This is a genomic window from Kitasatospora sp. NPDC048298, assembly GCF_043201465.1.
Taxonomy (GTDB): domain Bacteria; phylum Actinomycetota; class Actinomycetes; order Streptomycetales; family Streptomycetaceae; genus Kitasatospora.
Genome location: NZ_JBICYZ010000067.1, coordinates 31,546 through 53,537, shown reverse-complemented (window position 1 = coordinate 53,537; position 21,992 = coordinate 31,546). Strand labels below are relative to the sequence as shown.

19 protein-coding genes and 5 pseudogenes are annotated in these 21,992 nt (G+C 73.6%); 13 read left to right on the top strand and 11 right to left on the bottom strand.

Annotated elements, in window-relative coordinates:
• On the bottom strand, positions 1–180 hold a 180-nt coding region (locus ACGF0D_RS35095; RefSeq protein ID WP_392923183.1), incomplete at its 3' end, for a hypothetical protein.
• A 376-nt stretch (positions 181–556) separates the two neighbouring features.
• A pseudogene (locus ACGF0D_RS35090) lies at positions 557–837 on the bottom strand (IS110 family transposase); the annotation flags it as partial.
• Between the two features lie 72 nt (positions 838–909).
• Here ACGF0D_RS35090 and ACGF0D_RS35085 point away from each other — a divergent pair.
• Both ACGF0D_RS35085 and ACGF0D_RS35080 read left to right on the top strand, forming a co-directional pair.
• Positions 910–1,683: a hypothetical protein gene (locus ACGF0D_RS35085; protein WP_392923180.1), complete on the top strand. Its 774-nt coding sequence runs from the start codon at positions 910–912 to the stop codon at positions 1,681–1,683.
• Positions 1,680–1,877 (top strand): hypothetical protein, encoded by a 198-nt coding sequence (locus tag ACGF0D_RS35080; protein ID WP_392923178.1) that lies wholly within the window; start codon positions 1,680–1,682, stop codon positions 1,875–1,877. The genes ACGF0D_RS35085 and ACGF0D_RS35080 overlap by 4 nt, the downstream gene beginning before the upstream one ends.
• A gap of 142 nt (positions 1,878–2,019) precedes the next feature.
• On the opposite strand, the gene ACGF0D_RS35075 is transcribed toward ACGF0D_RS35080, so the two are convergent.
• Positions 2,020–3,633 (bottom strand): SMI1/KNR4 family protein, encoded by a 1,614-nt coding sequence (locus tag ACGF0D_RS35075; RefSeq protein ID WP_392923175.1) that lies wholly within the window; start codon positions 3,631–3,633, stop codon positions 2,020–2,022.
• A gap of 188 nt (positions 3,634–3,821) precedes the next feature.
• Between ACGF0D_RS35075 and ACGF0D_RS35070 the strand changes: the two genes are divergently transcribed.
• The 5 genes and pseudogenes from ACGF0D_RS35070 to ACGF0D_RS35050 all read left to right on the top strand — a co-directional run bounded on the left by ACGF0D_RS35070 (position 3,822) and on the right by ACGF0D_RS35050 (position 8,725).
• Positions 3,822–4,103 carry a hypothetical protein gene (locus tag ACGF0D_RS35070; RefSeq protein WP_392923173.1) on the top strand — a complete coding sequence of 94 codons (282 nt, stop codon included), beginning with the start codon at positions 3,822–3,824 and terminating at the stop codon, positions 4,101–4,103.
• Between the two features lie 162 nt (positions 4,104–4,265).
• Positions 4,266–5,677, top strand: a pseudogene (locus tag ACGF0D_RS35065) (IS1380 family transposase).
• A 263-nt stretch (positions 5,678–5,940) separates the two neighbouring features.
• A complete protein-coding gene (locus tag ACGF0D_RS35060) occupies positions 5,941–7,632 on the top strand; it encodes an IS1182 family transposase (protein WP_392923171.1) in 1,692 nt (563 codons plus the stop codon).
• Between the two features lie 248 nt (positions 7,633–7,880).
• The gene (locus ACGF0D_RS35055; RefSeq protein ID WP_392923170.1) at positions 7,881–8,507 is read left to right on the top strand and encodes a hypothetical protein; all 627 of its coding nucleotides are present in this window, start codon (positions 7,881–7,883) and stop codon (positions 8,505–8,507) included.
• On the top strand, positions 8,501–8,725 hold the full coding sequence (locus tag ACGF0D_RS35050) for a hypothetical protein (RefSeq protein ID WP_392923168.1): 225 nt from the start codon (positions 8,501–8,503) through the stop codon (positions 8,723–8,725). Before ACGF0D_RS35055 ends, ACGF0D_RS35050 begins: the two co-directional genes overlap by 7 nt.
• Positions 8,726–9,129: 404 nt before the next feature.
• On the opposite strand, the gene ACGF0D_RS35045 is transcribed toward ACGF0D_RS35050, so the two are convergent.
• From ACGF0D_RS35045 to ACGF0D_RS35020, 6 genes and pseudogenes are all read right to left on the bottom strand, one after another.
• Positions 9,130–9,393: a hypothetical protein gene (locus ACGF0D_RS35045; protein ID WP_392923191.1), complete on the bottom strand. Its 264-nt coding sequence runs from the start codon at positions 9,391–9,393 to the stop codon at positions 9,130–9,132.
• Positions 9,394–9,556: 163 nt separating this feature from the next.
• Positions 9,557–9,796: pseudogene (locus ACGF0D_RS35040) on the bottom strand (DciA family protein); the annotation flags it as partial.
• A 285-nt stretch (positions 9,797–10,081) separates the two neighbouring features.
• On the bottom strand, positions 10,082–11,650 hold the full coding sequence (locus ACGF0D_RS35035; protein WP_392923165.1) for an FtsX-like permease family protein: 1,569 nt from the start codon (positions 11,648–11,650) through the stop codon (positions 10,082–10,084).
• Between the two features lie 5 nt (positions 11,651–11,655).
• Positions 11,656–12,421, bottom strand: a pseudogene (locus ACGF0D_RS35030) (ABC transporter ATP-binding protein).
• 97 nt (positions 12,422–12,518) lie between these two features.
• Positions 12,519–13,463, bottom strand: coding sequence for a HEAT repeat domain-containing protein (locus ACGF0D_RS35025; protein ID WP_392923163.1), 945 nt, complete (start codon positions 13,461–13,463; stop codon positions 12,519–12,521).
• 211 nt (positions 13,464–13,674) lie between these two features.
• Positions 13,675–13,917: pseudogene (locus tag ACGF0D_RS35020) on the bottom strand (hypothetical protein); the annotation flags it as partial.
• Between the two features lie 153 nt (positions 13,918–14,070).
• Here ACGF0D_RS35020 and ACGF0D_RS35015 point away from each other — a divergent pair.
• From ACGF0D_RS35015 to ACGF0D_RS34995, 5 genes are all read left to right on the top strand, one after another.
• Positions 14,071–14,679 (top strand): hypothetical protein, encoded by a 609-nt coding sequence (locus ACGF0D_RS35015; protein ID WP_392923161.1) that lies wholly within the window; start codon positions 14,071–14,073, stop codon positions 14,677–14,679.
• On the top strand, positions 14,676–15,404 hold the full coding sequence (locus ACGF0D_RS35010) for a hypothetical protein (RefSeq protein ID WP_392923159.1): 729 nt from the start codon (positions 14,676–14,678) through the stop codon (positions 15,402–15,404). The genes ACGF0D_RS35015 and ACGF0D_RS35010 overlap by 4 nt, the downstream gene beginning before the upstream one ends.
• 77 nt (positions 15,405–15,481) lie before the next feature.
• Positions 15,482–16,387 (top strand): ketopantoate reductase family protein, encoded by a 906-nt coding sequence (locus tag ACGF0D_RS35005; protein WP_392923156.1) that lies wholly within the window; start codon positions 15,482–15,484, stop codon positions 16,385–16,387.
• Between the two features lie 252 nt (positions 16,388–16,639).
• Positions 16,640–17,035, top strand: coding sequence for a hypothetical protein (locus ACGF0D_RS35000; protein ID WP_392923153.1), 396 nt, complete (start codon positions 16,640–16,642; stop codon positions 17,033–17,035).
• 176 nt (positions 17,036–17,211) lie between these two features.
• Positions 17,212–17,871, top strand: coding sequence for a transcriptional regulator (locus ACGF0D_RS34995; RefSeq protein ID WP_392923152.1), 660 nt, complete (start codon positions 17,212–17,214; stop codon positions 17,869–17,871).
• Between the two features lie 28 nt (positions 17,872–17,899).
• Here ACGF0D_RS34995 and ACGF0D_RS34990 read toward each other — a convergent pair whose 3' ends face one another.
• Positions 17,900–18,433 (bottom strand): hypothetical protein, encoded by a 534-nt coding sequence (locus ACGF0D_RS34990; RefSeq protein ID WP_392923149.1) that lies wholly within the window; start codon positions 18,431–18,433, stop codon positions 17,900–17,902.
• Positions 18,434–18,652: 219 nt separating this feature from the next.
• A complete protein-coding gene (locus ACGF0D_RS34985; RefSeq protein ID WP_392877652.1) occupies positions 18,653–19,876 on the bottom strand; it encodes an ROK family protein in 1,224 nt (407 codons plus the stop codon).
• Between the two features lie 334 nt (positions 19,877–20,210).
• Here ACGF0D_RS34985 and ACGF0D_RS34980 point away from each other — a divergent pair, with 334 nt between their 5' ends.
• On the top strand, positions 20,211–21,953 hold the full coding sequence (locus ACGF0D_RS34980; RefSeq protein WP_392923147.1) for a SpoIIE family protein phosphatase: 1,743 nt from the start codon (positions 20,211–20,213) through the stop codon (positions 21,951–21,953).
• Positions 21,954–21,992 lie beyond the last annotated feature (39 nt).

The following is a 21,992-nucleotide window of genomic DNA, read 5'->3' as shown; positions in this document are numbered from 1 at the left end:
CGACAACCCGACGCCGAAACCCTGCCGCCCAACCCCACACACCATGCCTGAACAGCGAAAAGTCATACGCCGCAAGCGGATTGCGGATGCCTTCTGACTCAGCTTCAGGGCGACCCCGTCGACCTCGGAGGCCAGCTTGTTCAGCAGTTCCTCCCACGCCGCGGTGCAGTTGTGCAGCACGGCGCCGACCTGCCAGCCCGACAGAGCGGCGACCGCCGTGTCGGAGGGCTGGTGGATCGCCTTGAGCTCGCCGGCATCGCCTCACCGCTCTCCTTGGCGGCCTTGGCCGCCAAGTCCAGGTCCGCCGGATTGACCCCGAAGGTCGGTCCGCGCGGCGGCGTGGTGGAGGGGACGGCGTAGAGCCCTCCCGGCCCGTCCGAGCCTGCGTACGCGTTCATGGACTACGGTCCCCCTGCCGGCTGTCCTGTGCCCGCTCACGGAGCAGCACCGCCACAACTGCGATGACTGCACATCTGAGCGATTCATTCGTGCATGTGAACGTAGCAGACCGGAATCACGGCCCATCTCGTCGGACCGGTCGGGCCGGCCGCGGCCCGCCGCGAAGGCGGTTGACCGTGCGGATGCGGTCCTCGACCAGGTCGGCGCGCCGTCCGGTCAGCAGCTTGAGCTCGATCGCGGCCTCGTCGCCGGGCTGGATCCGTTGCAGGTCGCGGCGCATCCGGGCCTGATCGGCGATCACGTAGGCGTCGCGGGCATCGGTCTTGCCCTCGCCGCGGTAGCCCCGTCAGCGGCCCGGTTCACCAGGCGCCCGGGAATGTAGAGGACCTCCTGGCCGTGGGCGATCAGCAGGCTCAGCAGCAGAGCCGGCTCCCCGCCGAGCACAAGGTGGGCGGCTGACCCCCGCGGGTGCGGGGAGGACCCTTTCCGAGCTCGGGCGATGCAGCCGCCGTGCCATGCCTTTGCCAATGCGCTCCGCATCATCCATGCGAGCCCGGTCTCACCCGTATTGCGAAGATCGTCCCGCTGGCCGTCGTCGCCGCCGTCGGTGTCGCCGCCTGCGGCCCGACCAACGGCGGATCGTCCGTCGCCGCCTCCGCCCCCTCGGTCAGCTCCTCGGCCACCCCCGGCGCGGGCGCCGTCCCGACCACCCCCGCCCCGGCCGACACCACCACCGAGGCGACCCCGACCACCGCCACGCCCGCCGCCGAGGCCCCGGCCGAGCAGGCCCCCGCGGCCGTGCCCGCCAAGGCCGACGTCAAGGCCGCCGCCAAGCCCCCCACGAAGGCCCCGGCCAAGCCCGCCGGCGGCATCGGGATCACCTTCAACGGCCTCCACCAGGGCCAGAAGATCCAGGTCGGCAACCAGGTCTCGTTCTCGGTCACCTGGAAGAACAACGACGCCACCGGCACCCGCAGCGTGGCACCGGTGGTCGCCACCCAGCAGTACGAAGGCGCGCAGTGCCGGCGGATACTCTCCATGGCACAGGGCACCCTGGAGCGCAAGGACGCCGCCGGCTGGAAGGCCATGCCCTCGCTCAGCCAGGGCGGCGGCACGGACTACGCCGGCACCGGCAACGACGCCGCCTTCACCCTGGCCGCCGGCGAGAGCCGCACCGGCTGCGCCCGACCGTGTACCTGTCCCTGCCCGCCAGCCAGGGCCTCACCGGACAGGACGTCACCGTCGAGGCCAAGATCGGCAACGAGTGGAAGACCTTCGAAGTGACCGAGGACTGCAACGGACGGCTCGGCGTCGCACCGGCCCAACTGGACGACGTGATGAACGGCAACCCGGTCACGTACACCTTCCGAGTCGGCCTCAAGCGAACCCCCACCGCGCCCGTCGGAATCGAGGTCGGCGCCGCCTCCGACGGCCACTACGGCACCGTCACCACCCTGCACCCCACCATCCAGCACTGACGCCCACCGTCCGGAACCGACGCCGCAAGCCCGCATCCGAAATCGAACCGGCCACGCCAACCTCTCGCTTGCGGGTGTTGCCGGCGCACCCTCAGACCTGGGCCGGGGTTGGGGTTGACCCTGCCGCCAAGCTGGCGACCGACTACCGGGCGCGGCCGATCTCACCGTCCGAGGCGAGGGTCCCGGAGAAGACGAAAGACGCCCCGACGGGCAGGCCGAGCCTCGCCGCCCAGGACAGCGCCTCGGCGCGGGAGGCGTCGCGCTCGGCCAGGCGGGCGGCGGCCAGGGAAGGCGGCACCTTGTCCTTGTCCAGCAAGACGGCCCACTGGCTGCTGGTGAGGGCCAGGTAGCGCAGGTGCGGGAAGTCCACGAGCACGGTCAGGTCCTGGACCGCCGCCTGGGAGAGATCCAGGCCGTGCAGATTCGGTGCCGTGCGCAGCGGGGTGAGGTCGGTCGTGGCGGTGGTGGCGAGGTCCAGCGAGCGGAGGTGGCGGTGGCCCTTGAGCGGTGTCAGGTCGCCGCTGTGGAGGGTGACGGCCAGGGACTCGACGGGCAGGTCCCGGAGGGGGGTCAGGTCGGTGACGGGGCGGCGCTTGAGTTCGAGTCGCCGCAGGTGGGGGGCGGCGGCGAGCGGGGTGAGGTCCAGGGGGCTGGTGGGGGCGTTGGTCTGGATCAGGACGGCCTGGAGGCCGGGCGGCACGTCCTGGGGGATTCCGCCGGATCGCAGCTCGGGATCGGCGTAGGACTCGTCGGGGCCTTGCACGAACTCGATGCAGTCGACGTCGATGTCGGCCTCCTCCACCTCGTAGGCGCCCCGATCCAGCAGGTCCAGGTAGTGGGCGAGGAGCGAGGTGACGGAGTCGCAGACGTGGAGCGGCCCGTCGTCGTAGTCGCGGCCGATCTGGATCACTTGTCCGGGGCGTCCGGCATGGGCGGGGGACATGTCGACCGCCAGGTAGTTGCCGTCGTCGGCGGTGGCGAACGGGAGCCACGCGGGGTGCTCGTGGCAGCGCCGGACCGTACCGGGCGGGTCGGCGTCCAGGACGGCCGCGTCCCAGTGGTTCTCCCAGCCGGTCCACATCGGTTCCCGCAGGTCGGCATTGGCGTCGACCAGCCGGGCTAGCGGTATCCAGCTGAGGTTACCGAACAGGCCGAGGGCGTCGTCCCCGCTGCCGTCGGCGAGCAGGTACAGCGCCCGCAGGTCGGCGGGCAGCGGTCGGCCGAGGCGGCGCTCGGCGTCGGCGAGGGCCACCTCGGTCACGGGCGGGGGCAGCGTCTCGGAGCGTCCCAGGATGTCGGTACGCCGCTTCAGGTAGGCGCGGAGCCGGGCGAGCGCCAGGTCCGGGTCGCCTGCCGGTCCGGCCGTTCCCTCCTTCTGGACGTGTCCTGCCGGGGGGAGCCGGTAGCCGTGGTCCAGGACGGCCAGGAAGCCCGGACGCTCTCCGTACAGGCGTGAGACGACGTCGCGGGACGCGGCCAGCGAGTACTCGCCGGACGGCAGGCACCGGATTTCCAGTCTGGTGCGCTCCCAACCGCGAGCCGTACCCACCGCCGCCGTCACGTCACGCAGGCCCTGGTCGCCACGGGCCAGATGGAACCGCCGCGGGGCCGCGTCGGAGAACATGCACTCGCCGAAGATGTTGAGACCGAAAAGGCCTTCGGTGCTGACCAGCACCGCCTCCGTCCACCCCTCCGGTGCGTTCGCCGCGATCGTCCTGGCCACCCGTGTGACGCCTTGTTCAATCAGCTCGGCCATGTTCTGTTCCGCTTCTGTCGACACTCCGGTGATCATCGCAGGGGGCCATGACAGAGACGGTCAGCAGGATCCCGGCCAGGGACTACCGGAGGCTCAGCCTGGTGGAACCGACGGTCATGGGGCGCAACAGTGCTGGTCGCCGCAATAAACGAGTGGCTGTGAGAGACCCTGGCTGCGACCATGCGGCAGTGAACACAGATCTCCCGGACGGATGGACGATCGAGCGGGTCCGTTCGGTGTCGGGCGACGCCGAAGCGGATCTGCTCTCGCCTGAACGACTCGTCGTTGTCGAACAGGTCGGCTCTGTCGACTACGACGTCCTCCAGCCTGACCTCATCCTGTCCTTTCATGACCTGTGCCTCGCCCGAGCCGATGACGAATGGTTCATGGGACAGCTCGACGACGACGGCTCACTCATCTGCTGGGTTTCCTACGGCTCCGACCTGGCCGAAGCCATCCGCGGGCTGTGAGCTTCACGCAGGTTCCTGATCACTTTCACAACAGGCCCTAGCCTGCGTGTTTCACGTCGGGCTGGGACCGGATGGTGAGCGGGAACGCGAAAGTGCCTTCTGAACTGGGACGATGAGGCTTGTCTAAGGTCTCCGTCGTACCAGCAGGAAGGCACTTTCTGCGTGCACCCTACCCGCTCACGCCCCAAGCTCGTGGTTACTATAGCGCCGACGGGTACGGGGTGGTCAGCCACGCTGGCTCGCGTCTGCTCGCGGACCTGGCCGACACCACCACGCTGACCAGCGCCTTCTCCGGCGCCCTGCGCCGGCTGCGACCACGCGGCACCGGACACGATCCCGGCCGTGTCGCGGTGGACCTTGCAGTGATGCTCGCCGACGGCGGCGAGACGATCCGGGACCTGGCCGTGCTGCGCGACCAGGGCGACGTGTTCGGCCCGGTCGCCTCCACCCCCACCGCCTGGCGAGTGCTGGCAGGCATCAACCCGGCCGCCCTGAACGCACTGCGGGCCGCGAGGGCCACCGCCCGGGAGGTCGCCTGGCTGCAAGCCGCCGAGACCGGACGCCCAGCACCTCCCTCGCGCGCCGGAGGACGTGAACTACCGGGCCTGGTCCTGGACATCGACGCCACCCTGGTCACCTGCCACTCCGAGAAGGAAATGGCCGCCGCGACCTACAAGCGCGGCTTCGGCTACCACCCGATGCTCTGCTTCCTGGACAACACCGGCAAGGCCCTGGCAGGTCTCCTGCGGCCGGGCAACGCCGGAGCGAACACCGCAGCCGACCACATCACCGTCATCGACCAAGCCCTCGCCCAGATCCCCGACGCCCACCGCCACGGCACCCCGATCCTCGTCCGCACCGACAGCGCCGGCGGCGCCAAAGCCTTCCTCGCCCACCTGCGAGGCCTGCGACAGCGCGGCATCCACACCTCCTTCTCGGTCGGACACGCCGTCACCGCCGAGGTCCGCCAAGCCATCCGCGCCCTGCCCGACCAGGTCTGGCACCCCGCGCTGGAACAGGACGGCTCCCTGCGTTCCGGGGCCGAAGTCGCCGAGCTGACCGGCCTGGTCAACCTCACCGGCCACCCGGACGGCACCCGCATCATCGTGCGCCGCGAGCGGCCCCACCCCGGCGCCCAGCTGTCCCTGTTCGACCAGGACGAAGGCATGCGCCACCAGGTCTTCCTCACCGACACACCCGTCGCCGACGGCGGATCCCTGCAGCATCTGGAGGTCCGCCACCGGGCCCACGCCAGGGTCGAGGACCACATCCGCTGCGGCAAGACTACCGGCTTCGGTCGCTTCCCCTCCCGCCACTTCCAGATCAACGCAGCCTGGCTGGAGCTGTCCCTGACCGCCATCGACCTGCTCGCCTGGACCCGAACCCTGTTACTGGACGGCGAGTTGGCCACCGCCGAACCCAAGAAACTCCGCTACCGACTTCTCCACGCAGCCGCCCGGATCACCCGCGGAGCCCGCCGCCTACGGCTGAGGATCGCCGCCGGCTGGCCCTGGCGCCACGAGCTGGCCCTCGCGTTCAGCCACCTCGCGACACTGCCCCGCCCGGTCACCTGACCCGACGAAGTCGTCCCTGCCCACCCACGACCCGAGGACCCTTCGGAGCACCCGACCCGCGCGTCGGGCCCTCAACATGCCCGCTCCTCCACAGCAGCCGCATCACGACCGCCTGGAAGATCAACCCAGCTCAGCCAGCCCCAACCGAAACACGGAGGCTAGCTTGACTCTGTCGGGGATCTTGGTGTTCCGCTGCTGGTGATCATGGTGGTGCGCCAGTCTCGCGGATGTACGACGCCCGCGAGATTCCCGAGGAGTGCGAGATGTCGGTCCGTCCCCGTCTGGGTGCCGAGGTCCCGGTGTTGACGGCGCGGATGGCGCGGGCCAGCAACCCGGGTGGTACGACGGCGATGTGGGTGCGTGACCGTCTCGACGGCCTGTGGCGGGACGAGGACTTCGCCGACTGGTACCCGCGCGACGGGCGCCCGGGGCTCTCGCCCGCGCAACTGGCCACGGTGAGCGTGCTGCAGTTCCTGCTGGGCCTGTCCGACCGCGATGCCGCCGAGGCCGTGCGCTGCCGCATCGACTTCAAGTACGCGCTCGGCCTCGAGCTCGACGATCCAGGTTTCCACCACAGCGTGCTCAGTGACTTCCGTGACCGTCTACTGCAGGACGGCCGGGCGGACCGCCTCCTGGATCTCGCCCTGGCCCGTCTGAAGGAGGCCGGCCTGGTCCGCGAGCGCACCACCCAGCGCACCGACTCCACCCACGTCCTGGCCACCGTCCGTGACCTGACCCGCCTCGAGCTGGTCACCGAGGCGATGCGCGCGGCCCTGGAGGAACTCGCCCGCACCGCCAGCCACGTGCTGGACGGCCTGGTCGGTGAGGACTGGGGTCGCCGATACGGCCGACCGGTGCGCTTGGGCAAGAACCCCACCCGCCCCAAGACCAGGATCAACACCACCGGCGAAGACGCCCGCCGCCTGCTCGAGCACCTCGGCCGGAATCATCCGTCCCTGCTCGGCGGCCCCCAAGCCCAGGTCCTACGGCAGGTCCTGGTGCAGAACTACTACTGGGACCCCACCGGCCGCCTGCGCTGGCGCGATGACGACGGCAGCGGTCTGCCGCCTTCGGCGAACCGGATCGTCTCGCCTTACGACCCGACGGCCCGCTATGCGCGCCGCGGGCAGGTCACCCGCTGGACGGGGTTTCTCGCCCATGTGACCGAGACCTGCTCCGGCGACGGGCCCAACGTGATCACGGACGTGACCACCGTGCCGGCCACCAGCGCCGACACCGAGGTCCTGCCCGGTATCCACACCCGGTTGGAACGCCGGGGCCTGCGGCCCGACCAGCACCTGGTCGACGGCGGCTACACCTCCCTGGTCCACCTGGAACAGGCCGAACGCGAGCACCGAATCACCGTTGTCGGACCGCTGCCGGGCAACCCCACCCGTCAGCACCGCCGGGGCGAGGGCTTCGCCCGCGATGATTTCCACATCGACTTCGACCGCAAGGAGGTCACCTGCCCGCAAGGACAGACCAGCGCCGGCTGGCACGGCCCCTACCCGACCTCCTCACCGACCGCAGCCCCGCTGATCGTGGCCCGCTTCACCAAGAGCCAGTGCCAGCCCTGCCCGGTCCGGGCCAAGTGCACCACCTCCCGTGACTCCGCGCGCACCGTGGGCTTTCCACCGCGCGAGCTGCTCGAGCTCCAGTTGCGCAACCGCGCCGAGCAGCAGGACCCGGCCTGGCACAAGCGTTATGCAGTGCGCTCCGGCATCGAGGGCACCATCTGCGAGTTTGCCCACGGCCATGGCATGCGCCGCTGCCGCTACCGCGGGCTGGCCAAGGCCCACCTGCAGCACGTGCTCACCGCCATCGCCGTCAACGTCGAACGCCTCAGCCAGCAGCCTCCTGGCGAAAGCGCGCCCCCACGACCACCGACGGCCTTCCAGGACTACCTCGACCAGCAGTGCATCCCACGGCTACGTTCCTGGCGAGCCGTCAGCTGACACGACAGCGACCAAGATCCCCGACAGAGTCAAGCTGAGGCCCTGTTCTCGAATTGCTACGGCGACCGGACATGTAGCGCTGCGCAACGGGCTCGACGCCTGATCAGGTCGCTGCCCCGCCCGGCCGGTGACCGCCGATACCACCGGAGAGTGCTCCAGGCAGTCTCCGCGTCGAGTAGCTCAGTCCGCGACGAGTAGCGTGCCGAGTACATCAGAAGGTGATTGCTTCGGACGGCTGGGGTGGGAACGTGGAACGGCAGCAGTACCTGGAGAGATGCTCGGAGCTCTTCGCAGTGGGTGGCTATGAGGCTGTGAGAGCTGCGGCACAGGCGGGGCTCAAGGAATGCGGACCCGATCCGGTCCTCTTCCGCTGGCTCGGACAGGCACATGCCGCAGAAGACGAGGACGACCATGACCGCGAGGCTGAGGCCGCATATCGCGATGGCCTCGCGCTGGCAGCAGATGATCTCGGACTCCTGGTGTCGTACCTGGAGCTGTGCCTTCGCTCGGACTCATTCGAATACCCGGGGCGGGCGGGCCGTGCTGTGGCTCTGCGGGAAAGGATCGAAGAGCTGGCCCCGCCAGGGTCAGCCGAGCGCGAGCGGGTCGATGATGCGACGGGCTGGGCCGGACGGGGCTATTGGGACGACCTGAACGTAGCCGCTGTTCAAGGGCAGGCTCAGCAGGCGGCCAAAGCGGCGCAGAGCGTGCTGGTGACTGACGCGCTACAGAGAGCCGCTCGTGGCGAGTCCAGCGAGGACACAGGTGAAGACCTCCAGGCCGCTGAGCTTGCTGCGGCGGTTGAGCTGTTGCAGGGGCCCGGAACGCACCACTACGCCTGCTTCTCGCGCACCGGGTCGAAGCATACGTGCTGACGTTCGTGGCATCGTTCGGCACGAACAAGGCGCTGGTGTGGAGTGGAGTGCTGGACTTCAGCCTGTGGGGCTGGTTGTTCTGGGCTCCCGTGTTTGTCACCGAAGCCAAGCTTCGCCAAGCAAAGAGGCTGGGACGGGAGCGTGTGATCGCTCGCATACAGGCGCGCCATGACGAGATGCACCTGCCCCAGAGCCCGCCCGAGGGCAAGCATCTGTGACACCACAACAGCACCACCAACCAGATCCCCCACCACGGCCCAAACGGCAGAGCCGCTGCTGCGCCGCAGGTCGGGAAGGTGCGCTCTGCCTGTGCGGAGGTTGGCCCGCCACCGGACCACCATCAAGGTTCGGAAGATAAGTACGCTCCGCCCGCGCGGAGGTGACCCGCTCATGGGCGGCCTCGCTTAGGTCTGGAACGAGTCCGCTCCCGGAGGTGACCCGCGCTGCATCCCGTGCTGGCTACGAGCTCTCGCGTCCGCTCCGCCTACGCGGAGGTGGCCCGGTTCGCCTCGGCGGCCTGGGTGACCGCGCCGGGGCCGCCCGACGGGTTGTCGCAGCCAGCTTGTCGCCACCGCTGCTCGGCTGTCCCGGCTTTCCCCGAACGAGGGAAGCCGACCGCAGCTCACGCCGCTCCGGTCCGCGGCGGGGCCTGGCGGGCGGAGTGCAGCGGGATCGCCCCGGCCCGGGTGGCGCGGGCGACGGCGAGGGCCGCGCGGTGGCGTTCGCGTTGCCGGCGGTCGTGCTCGTCGGTGGCCGTGGTCGGAGCGTTCTCGACGGCGGTCCGGTGGGTGTGCTCGGGTTCGCGCAGGCGGTTGAAGTGCTGGCGCAGAATCTCCTCCCGGGCCGCAGCAGCCTCGTCGAGCGCGGCCTGGCGGGCGGGCGGCATCCTCGCGCATCTGGCGGCGCAGTTCCTGGTAGGCGGTGTGGTCGGCGAGAGGGGACCGGGCCGGAGGGACAGTGGCAGGGGCGGGCCTGGGAGTGGGGCGGTCGTCGAGGTCATGGTCGGGCCGCGGCGCGGGGGCGGGGCCGACGCGGACGTCGATGGCCCGGACGGTGCCGAGGCGCAGCTGGTCGAGGTCGGTGAGGATGCGGCGGGTCTGGTAGCGGAGTTGGGCGGCCCAGGTCGGGGAGTCGGCGATCACGCGCAGGCGGCGGGTGGTGGGGTCGTAGCCGGCGAGGTGCCAGTGGGCAGCGGCGTCGGGGCCGACGATCGTGGGCCAGCGGTCGCGTAGGCCTCCGCCGGCGGTGCCGAGCGTCCAGCCGTGGGCGGCGACCAGGGCGAGGAACACGTCCCGATCGGCTCGGGTTCGCGCGGGCCTCGCCGCGGCGCGGTCGTGGTCTGCCGGGGGGTGCGCTGGACGGGGGCGTTGCCGTGGGTGCGGGCGGCGCGCAGAGCGGTGCGGGCAAGGTCGGCCCCGGTGGACGTGGTCATCAGCGGCTCCCGACGAGTTCGCGCTCACGGCGGCGGGCAACCAGCTGCTCGCGGAAGGCGATGGTGCGCCCGCCCAGTGGTGATCTCCATTCGCGGAAGTTCGGCACGTCGTCGGCGAGGAGCTGCTAGCGTGCGCGAATCGTCAAAAGGTGCACGTCCGCGGGTACAACTGGGCGGTACTGGGGCAGTTTTGTCGGCATGCCAGGTGCGGGCCGTCAGCGCGTGGGGTGTGGCGAAGGGGTGCGTGTGGAGACCGCAGGGGATCTCGCTGGCGATGTGGCAGCGCTACGGCGGACGGCAGCCGACACTGCGGCCGCACTGCGGGAGGTTCCCCGCCCGTCGCCTCCACCGCCGAGCCGCCGACCGCCCACAGCCCCGTGCCGACGATCCCCGGAACCGTGAGCACCGCCGCCCCCAGCACCACCCGGGCGCACGCCGCTCCCGGCACGACCGGCGCCGCCGAGCCCGTCACCGCCAGGCTGAACGCCCCCGAGGCCGCGGCCGCCACCGCCGCCCCCAGCAGCACACCGATCGCCGTGGTCAGGACCGCCTCCACGGAAAGCATCCGCAGCAGCTGCCGCCTCGTCGCCCCGACCAGGCGCAGCAGCGCGAACTCACGGCGCCGGTCGGCGGTGAGCGCCACCAGGGTGTTGACCGTGGAGACCGCCGCGAAGCAGACCAGCAGCCCGAGTTCCATCTCACGCAGCCAGATGTCGCTCGCCTTGGTGACGCTGGTCGCGGCACCCGTCTCCCGGGCGACGTGCTCGGCCGTGCTGGTGAGCACCAGCATGGTGCCGGAGAGCCCGACCAGCAGCGCGACCGGCACCACCGCCGAGGAGAGCCGGGCCGCGTAGCCGCGCAGGTTGGCGTCCGCCAGCCAGCCGGCCCTGGGCACCAGCACCCGCACCGGGGCGCCGAGCACGGCTGCCAGGCCCCGCGCCGCGACCGGCGCCAGCAGTCCGACCGCGACCAGCAGCACCAGCGAGCCGAGCAGCGAGGCCTGCCCCGCCTTGTCCAGCTCTCCGGCCGGTCGGCTCGCCGCCAGTCGCAGCAGCAGCCCACCGCCCGCGAGCACCGCCACCCCGGCGAACAGCCGCGGCAGTCCCGTCCGCCGTGGCCCGCCCCCGCCCTCGGCCAGCGCGACGGCCGGGGCCGGCCCGGTGATCCGGCGGGCCGCCACGGCGGTGGCCGCCAGGCCGACCAGCAGCGCCACCCCGATCCCGATCAGCGCCGGCACCGGCGCCCCGGGTATCCGCAGCCCTGGTGCGGCCATGCCGCGCTCCTGGAGTGCGGCGAGGAACGCCCGGGCGGCGAGGAATCCCACCAGGCCGCCGGGCGCGGCCACCAGCAGGACCGTCAGCGCCACCTGCGCGCGGACCACCCTGCGCACCTGACGGGGTGTCGCCGCGACGGTGCGCAGCAGCGCGAGGTCGCGGTGCTGCTGGCGCAGGGTGAAGCCGAGCGCGTTGACGACGACGAACAGCGCGACCAGGACGGCGATCTCGCCGAACGCCCCGGCGATCAGCACCAGCCCCGGCCCGGGGACCGCCGCCCGCTTCGCCGCGTCCGGCGCCGTGACCTGTGCGGCGACCAGCGAACCGAACAGCGTCACCGCCGCCACCGCCAGGAACAGCGCCGTCCCCAGCCCGGCGAAGGAGGCCGGGCGGCGACGGATCTGCCCCGCCGAGAGACTCAGTACGGGACTGTTCATCGCGCTCACCCTCCCAACCGGCTCAGCCGCTCGCCGACCTGTGCGGCCGTCGGCCTGGCCAGCTCGTCCACCAGCAGGCCGTCGGCCAGCAGCAGCACCCGGTCCGCGTACCCGGCGGCGACCGGGTCGTGGGTGACCATCACACACGTCTGCCCGTCGGCGTCGACGCCCGCGCGCAGCAGGGCCAGGACCTCCTGCCCGGTGGCACGGTCCAGCGCGCCGGTCGGCTCGTCGGCGAACAGCACCTCCGGCCGGGAGACCAACGCCCTGGCGATCGCCACCCGCTGCTGCTGACCGCCCGACAGCTGCCCGGGCCGCTGCCGCTCGCGCCCGGCCAGCCCGACCCGGGCCAGCGCCTCGCGCACCCGGGCCCGCTCCGGCGGCCGCCCGGCCAGCCGCCCCGGCAGTTCGACGTTCTGCGCGACCGTCATCGCGGACATCAGGTTGAAGGCCTGGAACACGAACCCCACCCGGGTGCGGCGCAGCTCCGCCAGCCGCCGCTCGGGCAGCCCGGACACCTCGGTGTCGCCCCACCGCACGGTGCCCCTGGTGGGGCGGTCCATGCCGGCCAGGCAGTGCAGCAGGGTGGTCTTGCCGGAGCCCGACGGCCCCATCACCGCCGTGAACGTCCCCGGTGCGAAGGCCACCGAGACCCCGCGCAGCGCCCATACCGCCGCCGCGCCGCGCCCGTAACTCCCGGTGCAGCCCGGCCGCGCTCAGGGCGGAGCCCGTCACTCCGTCGTGCGCCACCGTGGCGGCGGCTGTCGTCATCCCGTTCATGCCCTCCATCGTGGGCGTCCGGGGTCGGGAGATCGATTGTGCTGGCACCCGAATCCGGGGTTCGGGAAACCGAACCCCACAGGTGGTGCTACACCCCCTCGGAGACATCGCGGGAGACATCGCGACGCCGCCGGGCCCACCCCCGGAGCGTGCTCACCCGGTGGTCGTGCTCGGACTCGGGCCCGGTCAGCGGCCCCAGCAGTCCGACCGCGGTCGCCGTGCGCGGGTCGTCCCGCAGGGCGAGTCCGTGGCCGGCCTCCAGGCGCACCTGCCGGTCGTCCGCGCCCAGCAGTGCGGCCAGGGCGTCGGCGAGCTCGGGCGTCCGGTCCGCGGAGCCGGCGAGGACGGAGACGGCGGCGCCCTGGACGTCCGGGGACTCATCCCCGGTCAGGGCGAGCAGCGCGGCCCTGGTCTCCGGGGTGCGCCGTGCGTCGCCGAGCGATCTGGCGGCGGCAGACCGGACCGATGCGTCCGGGTCCCGGGTCAGCCGGAGGACGCAGTCGTGCCCCGCCCCGGTCAGCGGGGCACCGAGGAGGTTCGGCACCGTGCGGCGCACCCGGGGATCGGGGTGTCCGGCGTGGCGCAGTCCGATGGCCTCCGCGTCGGGGTACTCCCGGCCGTCCAGGGCTCCGAGGAGCGTGGCGAGCACCTCGTCGTCCGGTTCGGTCGACGTCCAGGCGGCGATCAACTCCGTCTCCTCCCCCTCGTACTCGACCGGTCCGCCCTGCCGCAGGAACGGGGCGTCGAGCAGGAAGCCGGCGACGAAGCGGCGGTGCGCGGGGTCCGGGTGCCGGTGGTGGGCCATCAGCGCCGACCAGGCCTGCCGGCTGCGGCGTTCCCCGAGCACGAACAGGCAGGCGGACCGCCCGACGTGGAGCCCGTCCCGGTGCCGGACTGCCCGGGCCACCAGTTCGTCGACGGGGGTGAGGACGCTGAACCTCCACTCCAGTTCGGTCGGCACGGCCCCGTGTCCGGCACGGACGGTCAGCCCGCCGAGGGAGACCTGTTCGACGTCCGCGTGGTCCTCCCTCACCGGCACCCGCTCCGCCGGCACGCCGGCCCCGGTCCGTCGCCGCAGTTCCTCCTCCGCACCGGTCTCGTACCAGGACCTGGCCAGCGCGAGCAGCCGTGCACGGGCCGCGGCGGGCAGCCGCGGCGGGCAGCCGCAGCGCCGGGTCCTTGCCGAGGACCGCCCCGACCAGCGCCGGGGAGCCGAGGTCCACGGCGCGCAGCAACGGGGTCGTCCCGTCGGGCAGCGGACGGTCCGGGTCGGCGCCGTGCTTGACCAGGACGGCGGCGACCTCGTGGTCGATGCCATCCACAGCCGCCCACAGCAGGGGCAGCCCGTCCGCGGTGCGGGCGTCCGGGTCCGCACCGGCGCAGAGCGCCTCCCACACCGCGTCGACGTCCCGTGCCCGGACCGCCGCCACGAGGCGCGCGTCCGCCGCCAGTTGTTCGTCCGCCGCCAGTCGTTCGTCCGCCGTCATCCGCGCGCTCCCCCTCGCCGCACAGCCGTCCCCGTCCGCACCCTGGTCATGCCGCCCCCGGAAGGCTCGGCTTTCCCGTGCCCGCCGCTTCCACCCCCGCCGCTTCCACCCCCCGGCTCCTCGACCGTCCGTCCGACGGGCGATCATGATCAGGTGACCATCGACCTGCTGCCCGGTCGCGGCGTCGGCCTGCCCGCCCCGCTGCCCGAGCTCCGCTTCGGCCTCACCGAGGCGGAGGTGCGCGCACTGCTGGCCCCGCACGCCGGCCTGCTGCCCGACGGGGTGCGGAGCACCTTCGTCTGCGGCTGCTCCTGGGCGCCGGCCTTCGAGCTGCCCGGGGTGAGCGTGACCCTCGGCGCCGACGACCACGACCGCCTCCACTCCGTCTCGGTCGGCCGGAACCCGAGCGACGACCGCCCCGCCTGCCCGGTCGGCTACCACGGGATCGACCTGCTGGGCCGGCCGGCGCACGAGCTGGTCGAGGCGCTGCGCGCCGAGGGCCTCCCGGTGCCCGATCCCGGCGGCGGCAACCTCCGCCATGGAGCGCTCTTCCTCCACCGGGCGCCCGGCCCCCGGCGCCTACCACCCGCCCCGGGCCGCAAGCCGCGCCGCGAGAAACCGTTCGCCTTCGACTACGCCTCCCTGTCCGCCCCCGCCGAGCAGGACGCACCCACCGGGCAGGGCTCACCCACCGGGCACGAAGCACCCGCAGAACACGACGCCCCCACCGGGCACCATGCCCCCGCCGAGGCCGCCGAATGATCCCCCACCCGACCGGTACCGCCACCGGTCCGCACGACGCCGCCTTCCTCCCCCGCAGGCAGCTGTCCCCGCGCCCGGCCGAGCGGCCGATCACCGCACCCGTCCCCAAACTCGGCGGCGAGCCCTGCTGGTTGGCCGAGCCCACCTGGCCGCTCTCCCCCACCACCGGTGAACCCCTGGTGTTCATCGGGCAGTTCCCCGTCCCGGGCGAGCCGAGCCGGCTGGCGTACCTCTTCCTGGAGGAGGCGGACGAGCTCATGGGCGGCCTCGACCCGGAGCGGGGCGACGGCCTGCTGCTGGTCCAACCCGGCGGGCGCATACCGCCGTTCGCGGTGATCGGGCCGCCCGAAACCCGGGGCCGTACGCTCTGGCGCTGCGAACCCGACGGCGAACGGACCCCGGTCGAGTACCACCTGGACGTGGTGCCGCTGCCGGACGGCGTCGACCGGGCGATGGACCGACGGGCCGACTTCCAGCGCTACCTGCGCCACGAGGGCCCCGAGGGCCCCTTCCCGGACGGCGACCACGTGCACGACCACCTCGGCGGGGACCCGTCCTACCCGGCCGGCCGGGCCCGGGTCGCGGCGCCCTGGCGGTACCTCTTCTCCCTCTCGGACGCCCCGGACGAGGGCGACCCGTACTTCCTCAACTTCGGTTACGGCGACGGCTTCGGCTTCCTCAGCCCGGACGGTCTGGAGGGACGGTTCTTCTGGGAGGCCCCGTAGCCGCGCCCGGCCTCCGCCACCCCCATCCCCCGTCCACCCACCCCCACCCACCCACCCATCCATCCACGGGAGCCACCATGACCACCACCCCCCTGACCGTCGCCGTCCTCGGACCGGGCGGCGTCGGCGGACTGATCGGCGGGCTGCTCGCCCGCGACGGCCACCGGGTCGTCTGCCTGGCCGGCGAGGAGACCGCAGCCGCCATCGAGCGGGACGGACTGCACGTCCGCAGCGCCCGGTTCGGCGAGTTCACCGCCCGGGTGGAGGCCGCGACCGAGCTGCGCGAGCCGGTCGACGCGGCCTTCGTGACGGTCAAGGAGACGGCGCTGGCCGCCGCGCTCGACCGGATGCCCGCGCAGGTGCTCGGCACCGGGATCATGGTGCCGCTGCTCAACGGCCTGGACCACATGGCGCTGCTGCGCGAGCGCTACCCGGCCGGACGGGTGGTGGCCGGCACCATCCGGGTCGAGGCCACCCGGACGGCGCCCGGGCGGATCGAGCACACCAGCCCGTTCGCCACCGTCGAGCTCGGCGCGACCGCCGAACCCGACTCCCCCGTGGCCGAGTTCGCCGAGCAGCTGCGGCACAGCGGGCTGGACGTCGCGCTGCGCGAGGACGAGACGGCGATGCTGTGGAGCAAGCTCTCCTTCCTCGCCCCGTTCGCCCTGCTCACCACCCGCCACGCGAGCGGGATCGGCACCGTGCGCACCGAGCACCGGGCCGAACTCCTCGCCGTGCTGGACGAGATCGCGGCCGTCACCCGGGCGGTCGGCGCGCCGGCGGACGCGCAGACCCTGCTCGCCTCCTTCGACCGCCTCCCCGAGGCGATGAAGTCCTCGATGCAGCGCGACGTGGAGGCAGGCCGACCGACCGAACTGGACGCCATCGGCGGCGCCGTGCTGCGGGCGGCCGACGCGCACGCGGTGGCCGCCCCGACCATCGCCGGCCTGGTGCGTGACCTGTCCGACTCCGCCGACCGGTAGCACCAGCCCGGGTGTTCACCCCACGGACGCCTCCCCGGGGTGAACACCCGGCACCCGGCCCAGCCCGTCCTGCCCTGCCCTGCCCTGTCCTGCCCTGTCCTGCCCGGACCTGTCCGGACCTGTCCGGACCTGTCCGGACCAACCGACGGGGCACCACCTCCCCCGAGAGCAAGGACTTTCCCAACAGTTCACACAGCCACCCGGAACCGCCGCACGGCATACCGGCGTTGACCCGGTGGGAGGGATACAGACATGACAAGGAAGCCGTACCGCCTGGCCGCCACCACGCTCGCGCTGCTCCTCGCGGCCCCGCTGTTCACCGCGTGCGACACCGACCAGGCCCTGGACTGCGGAAAGCGGGCAATCAGCCTCACCGGCGACGTCCAGGACCTCGCGGATTCGGCGGTCAACGTCGGGCAGATCACCGACGACAGCCGTCGCACCCACACCGTCGAGGCCCTGAAGAAGGTCGCCGACGATGCGAAGAAGATCCGCCAGGACAACGGGGGCAAGGCCGACGCGGCCGCCGACCGGCTCTCCAAGGCCGTCAACGACGCCATCGACCGGGTCTCCAAGGGCAAGCAGCCCGACTTCAAGCCGATCACCGACGCCGCCGGCGACATCGGCAAGGCCTGCGCGGACTCCTGACGGACCGGAGCACCCGCCGCCACCGACTCACCGCCGCCCACTCGACCGGCTCCCGGCCCGGGCACACCGCACCGGCCGGGAGCGCGTCCCTGCCCCGGGCCCGGCCTGTCGCCGCCGCGCGGGCACCGCCGGACGGTAGGAATGGCACCGGACCGAACCGCACCCCGGAGGCACCGGTGAACCACCCGATCCTCGACCAGATCCACGCCCTGCGCGCCGAACTGGCGCCCGGCGACACGGCCCCCGCGCTGGTCACCGCGCTCGCCGACGGCACCGCGCCGCGCTCGGCACTGGCCGAACTCGCCGCCCAGCAGCACCGGATCATCCGCTCCGACCGCCGCAGCCTGCTGCTGCTCGCCGGCCGCTGCGCGGACCGGCCGGTCAGCGCCTGGTTCGCCACCATGGCCGAGGGCGAGGGCGCCGCACTACGAACCCTGCCCGACCTCGGCGCCGCCGTCGGCCTCGACCGCCGCGCACTGGAGTCCCACCCGCCGCTGCCCGGCTGCCAGGCCTACCCCCACTACCTCGCCTGGCTCGCCCTGAACGGCGAGCCCGACGCCACGGCCGTCGCCCTGGTCGCCAACTTCGCCGCCTGGGGCGGCTACTGCGCCACCATCGCGCAGGCCCTGCGCCACCAGTACGGGTTCTCCGACGGGGCCTGCGCGTTCTTCGACTTCTTCGCCCGGCCCGCACCCGAGCTGGAGCAGCAGGCCGCCGACGCGCTGGGCCCGGGCCGGCTGGACGAGCCGACCCTGGACACCGCGCGCGAGTACGGGCTGCTGCTCCAGGGCTACGAGTACCTGTTCTGGGACACCCTGGGCGTCATCGACGCCTGAGCGCGGACCGCCCCGGGGCCGAGGGGCCTCAGGCCTGCCAGTGCGGCTTCCCGCTGACCATCCGGCAGTAGATCACCCGGCCGCCGGCCTCGTGGGTGCTCTTGCCCAGGTCCGCGTTGCGGCAGAACTGCCCGGCCTCGTAGCAGTTGCCCGCGTTCGAGCGGATCTCGCACCCGGCGCCGGCCCCGGCCGCCGCGGGGGGCTCGGGGTCGGTCGGCGGCTGGGCGGTGGTCACCTTCGGCTGCGGCGCCTTGGTGGCGGGCGCCTGCGAGTGGGCACCGGGCTGGGCCGAAGGCGCCGCGGGCGGGGGCGTGGCCACCGGGGCGGCGGGCGCCGGCTCGGCCGGCGGGGTGCTGACCGGGGCCGGCGCCGCGGGCGCCGCCGGCGGAGTGGTCACCGCGGCCACGGCCGTGGTGGCGGCCGCGGTCGGCGTGGCCGAGGCCGTGGCGGCGCTGTCGGCCGCCGACGGGTCGCAACCGGTCAGCGCCAGGCCGACGGTGAGGACGAGTCCGGCGAATCCGGCCAGGCCGGCCCGGCGGCGACCGGGTATCCGTGAAGGCATGGGTGGAGAACGCTCCGTTCCGTTTGGATGAGTCGTGCGATTCAAGCAGGAACCGCACACGCACCGTCCACCGAATCCCCACTCGTTGGCAGATCGAGACCTTCCGACCACCGAGCGTCGCCGACCCGCCCGAGCCCCGGCCGTCCCACCCGCACACGCCCGCCGTCAGCACCGACCGGCCGTCAGCGCCCAGGCCGGCCATCAGCGCCAGGCCGGCTCTCAGCGCAGCCCTGCGGTCCGGCGCTCGAACACCACGGGGCGGGCGGTCTCCAGCGCCGTGGAGACCGCGCCGAGGAGCACCGCCTCCTCCCCCAGCAGGCTCGGCGCGAGCGTCGGACGCATCGGGGCGAGCCGGTGCAGGGCCTGCTCCAGCGGTTCCAGGAGCAGATCCGCGCTGCTGCCGATCCCGCCGCCCAGCACCACCAGGTCCGGGTCCAGGACGGCCGACAGCACGGCCACCGCGTAGGCGAGCCGCTCGGCCTCCCGCTCCACCGCCCGGACCGCCGCCGTCTCCCCGGCCCGGGCCCGCTCGAACACCTGCTTCGCCGTCAGCTGCCGCGCCGCCGAGTCCCCGTCCAGCCCGAAGTCCCGGGCCGTACGCACCACGGCGTCCGCGGCGGCCTCCTGCTCGATGGTCGCGGTCGGCTCGTCGACCCGCCCGGGCAGCGGGACCAGGCCGATCTCGCCCAGCGCGCCGTGCGCGCCGAGCAGCAGCTCGCCGTCCTTCACCACGCCCAGCCCGAGCCCGGTGCCGACCAGCAGGTAGGCGAACATCCGGCTGCCCCGCCCGGCGCCCAGGGTGTACTCGCCGAGCGCCGCCAGATTGGCGTCGTTGGCCACCGAGACGCCCGTCCCCAGGCCCTCGCCTATCCGGTCGAACAGTCCCGGCCTGCCCCAGCCGGGCAGGCTGTTGGCGTAGCGCACCCCGCGCAGCCGCTCGTCCCACACCCCCGGGGTGCCGATCACCGCGTGCACGATGTCCGGGGCGGCCAGGCCGGCCTCGGCGATCGCCTCGTGCGCGGCCTCGACCACCGCGTCCGCGACGGCGTTCGCCGAGCGGCCCCGGTTGGCCACGTCCCGGCGGGCGACCACCGTCCCGGCCAGGTCCGCCACTGCCACCCGCAGCCGGGCCCGGCCGATGTCCACGCCGAGCACGTGCCCGGCCGTCGGGTCGACCTCGTACAGCACGGCCGTGCGGCCGCGTTCGGGGGCCAACCGACCGGCCTCGCGGACCAGGCCGGCCCGCTCCAGTTCGGCCAGCGCGGCCGACACCGTCGGCTTGGACAGACCGGTGTCCCGGGCCAGCTGGGCGCGCGAGGAGCCGCCGCCGGTGCGCAGCAGTTCCAGCAGCAGCCACTCGTTGTTGCTGCGCAGCCGCTGCCGGTTCCACGGCACCCCTGGGGCCCCGGCCGCCGGGCGACTGGTCGGCTGGTGGGGGCTCATCGGGTTCCTCCGGTGTGGGTCTTCGGGCGTGGGTCGGGTCGGTACGGCCGGGTGGGCCCGGCCCGGGGCGTCCGGGGTCGGGCGCCGCCGCCCAGTATGACCGGTGATCATCCCGCGTTCGCCCGCCGTATCCGTACGGCCCCGCCGGCGACCTCGTCGACATACCCGCGGCCCCGCCGGCGACCTCGTCGACATACCTGCGGACCCGCCGGCCTCGTGGACGTACCCGCAGCCTCGTGGACACACGACGCACTCCGTTACAACACCGTCCCCGGCCAGTCAACGTTTCACCCACTTGTGGGCGTGCCGCGCCCGGGCGCGTGATCATGGGCGTATGCACTTCCGGCACGGCAACCGAGCAGAGGGTCCGCGGCCCGCGACACCGGACTCCCGGTCCCTGGCGGCAGCCGCGGCGGCCCTCGCCGCGCGGCTCGGAGCGATCACCGGCGGTGACGGCGGCGACGATCCGGAGCGGCTCCGCGAGGTCCTCGCGGCCGCCCCGGTCGGGGTCGCGCTGCTCGACGAGCGGCTGCGCTGGCAGTACCTGAACGCGGCCTTCACCACCGCCACCGGGCTGCGCCGGGCGGACCTGCTCGGCCGTGCCGCCGGGACCACCGCCTTCGCCGGGTCCCTCGGCATCCTGCGCCGGGTCCTCGACGACGGGCTCGCCCGCGAACACGCCACCGGGGGCCCGGACGGCGCCGGCACCCCCGTGCCGCCCGGCCTGCGGGTACGCTACCGGGCCCTGCGGAAGTCCGGGCGGACCACCGGTGTGATCGTCGTCGTGCTGGACGACCCCGACCCGGCCCGCGACCAGCTGCGCGAGCTGGAACAGGCCCGGGCCCGACTCGCCCTCCTGGACGCCGCCACCGAACGGATCGGCACCACCCTCGACGTCGGGACCACCGGCACCGAGCTCGCCGTCTTCGCCGTGCCCAGGCTCGCCGAACTCGCCGTCGTGGACGTGCTGCCGCCCGCGGCCGAACCCGCCCGGGGCGGCCACGGCGCGTCCCAGCGGCTGCACCGGGCCGGCGCCCGGGCCGTACCCGCGCTGGCCGCCGGCCTCGCCGAGCTGCCCCGGCCGGGCGAATCGATCCGCCACCGGGAGGGTTCGGCCGCCGCCCGCAGCCTGGCCGGCGGTGTCGCCGTGCTGACCGAGCCCGGGCCCGAGGACGCCTGCCCGGCCGGGACGGCCTCACTGCTGGTCCTGCCGCTGGCCGCCCGGGGCCGGCTGATCGGGCTGCTCACCCTCGGCCGCACCACCGCCGGCCCGGCCTTCACCCCGGACGAGGCCGCCCTGCTCGGCGACCTCGCCGCCCGGGCCGCCGTCGCCCTCGACAACGCCCGTCGCTTCGCCCGCTCCCAGGGCATCGCCCTGGAACTCCAGCGGGCCCTGCTCAGCGAGCCCGGCAGCCCGCACCAGAACCTCACCCTGGCCTCCCGCTACCTGCCCTCCGGGAGCACCTCGGTGGTCGGCGGCGACTGGTACGAGACGGTCCGGCTGCCGTTCGGGCGCACCCTGCTGGCCATGGGCGACGTCATGGGGCACGGCGTCGAGGCCGCCGTCGACATGAGCCACTACCGCTCGGCGCTGCGCGACCTCGCCGGAACGGACCTGCCCCCGCACCGGATCCTGCGCCAGCTCGACCACGTCATCTCCACCGACGACTCCGCCCGCCCGGCGACCTGCCTGCTGGCCCTCGCCGACCCGGGCCGCGGCCGCTGGACCCTCTCCAGCGCGGGCCACCTGCCGCCCGCCCTGATCGCCCCCGGCCATCCGACCGAGCTGCTGCGCATCCCCACCGGCCCGCCGCTGGGCACCGGCCTCGGCGGCTACGAGCAGACCGCCCACCCGCTCCTGCCGGACCAGACCCTGCTCCTCTACACCGACGGCCTGGTCGAGCGCCGGGGCGAGGACATCGACGTCTCCCTGGAACGGCTCGCGGCCCTGCGCCTGCCCGCCGCCGGAGACCTCGACGACCTGCTCGACGCCGTCCTCCACGCCCTCGCCCCGCCCCCGGCCCCGACCGCCGAGGACGACATCGCCCTCCTGGTGGCCCGCCCCCGACGACGCTGACGGCCCGCCGGGTCCCGGGCCCGGGGCCGCTCGCCCATC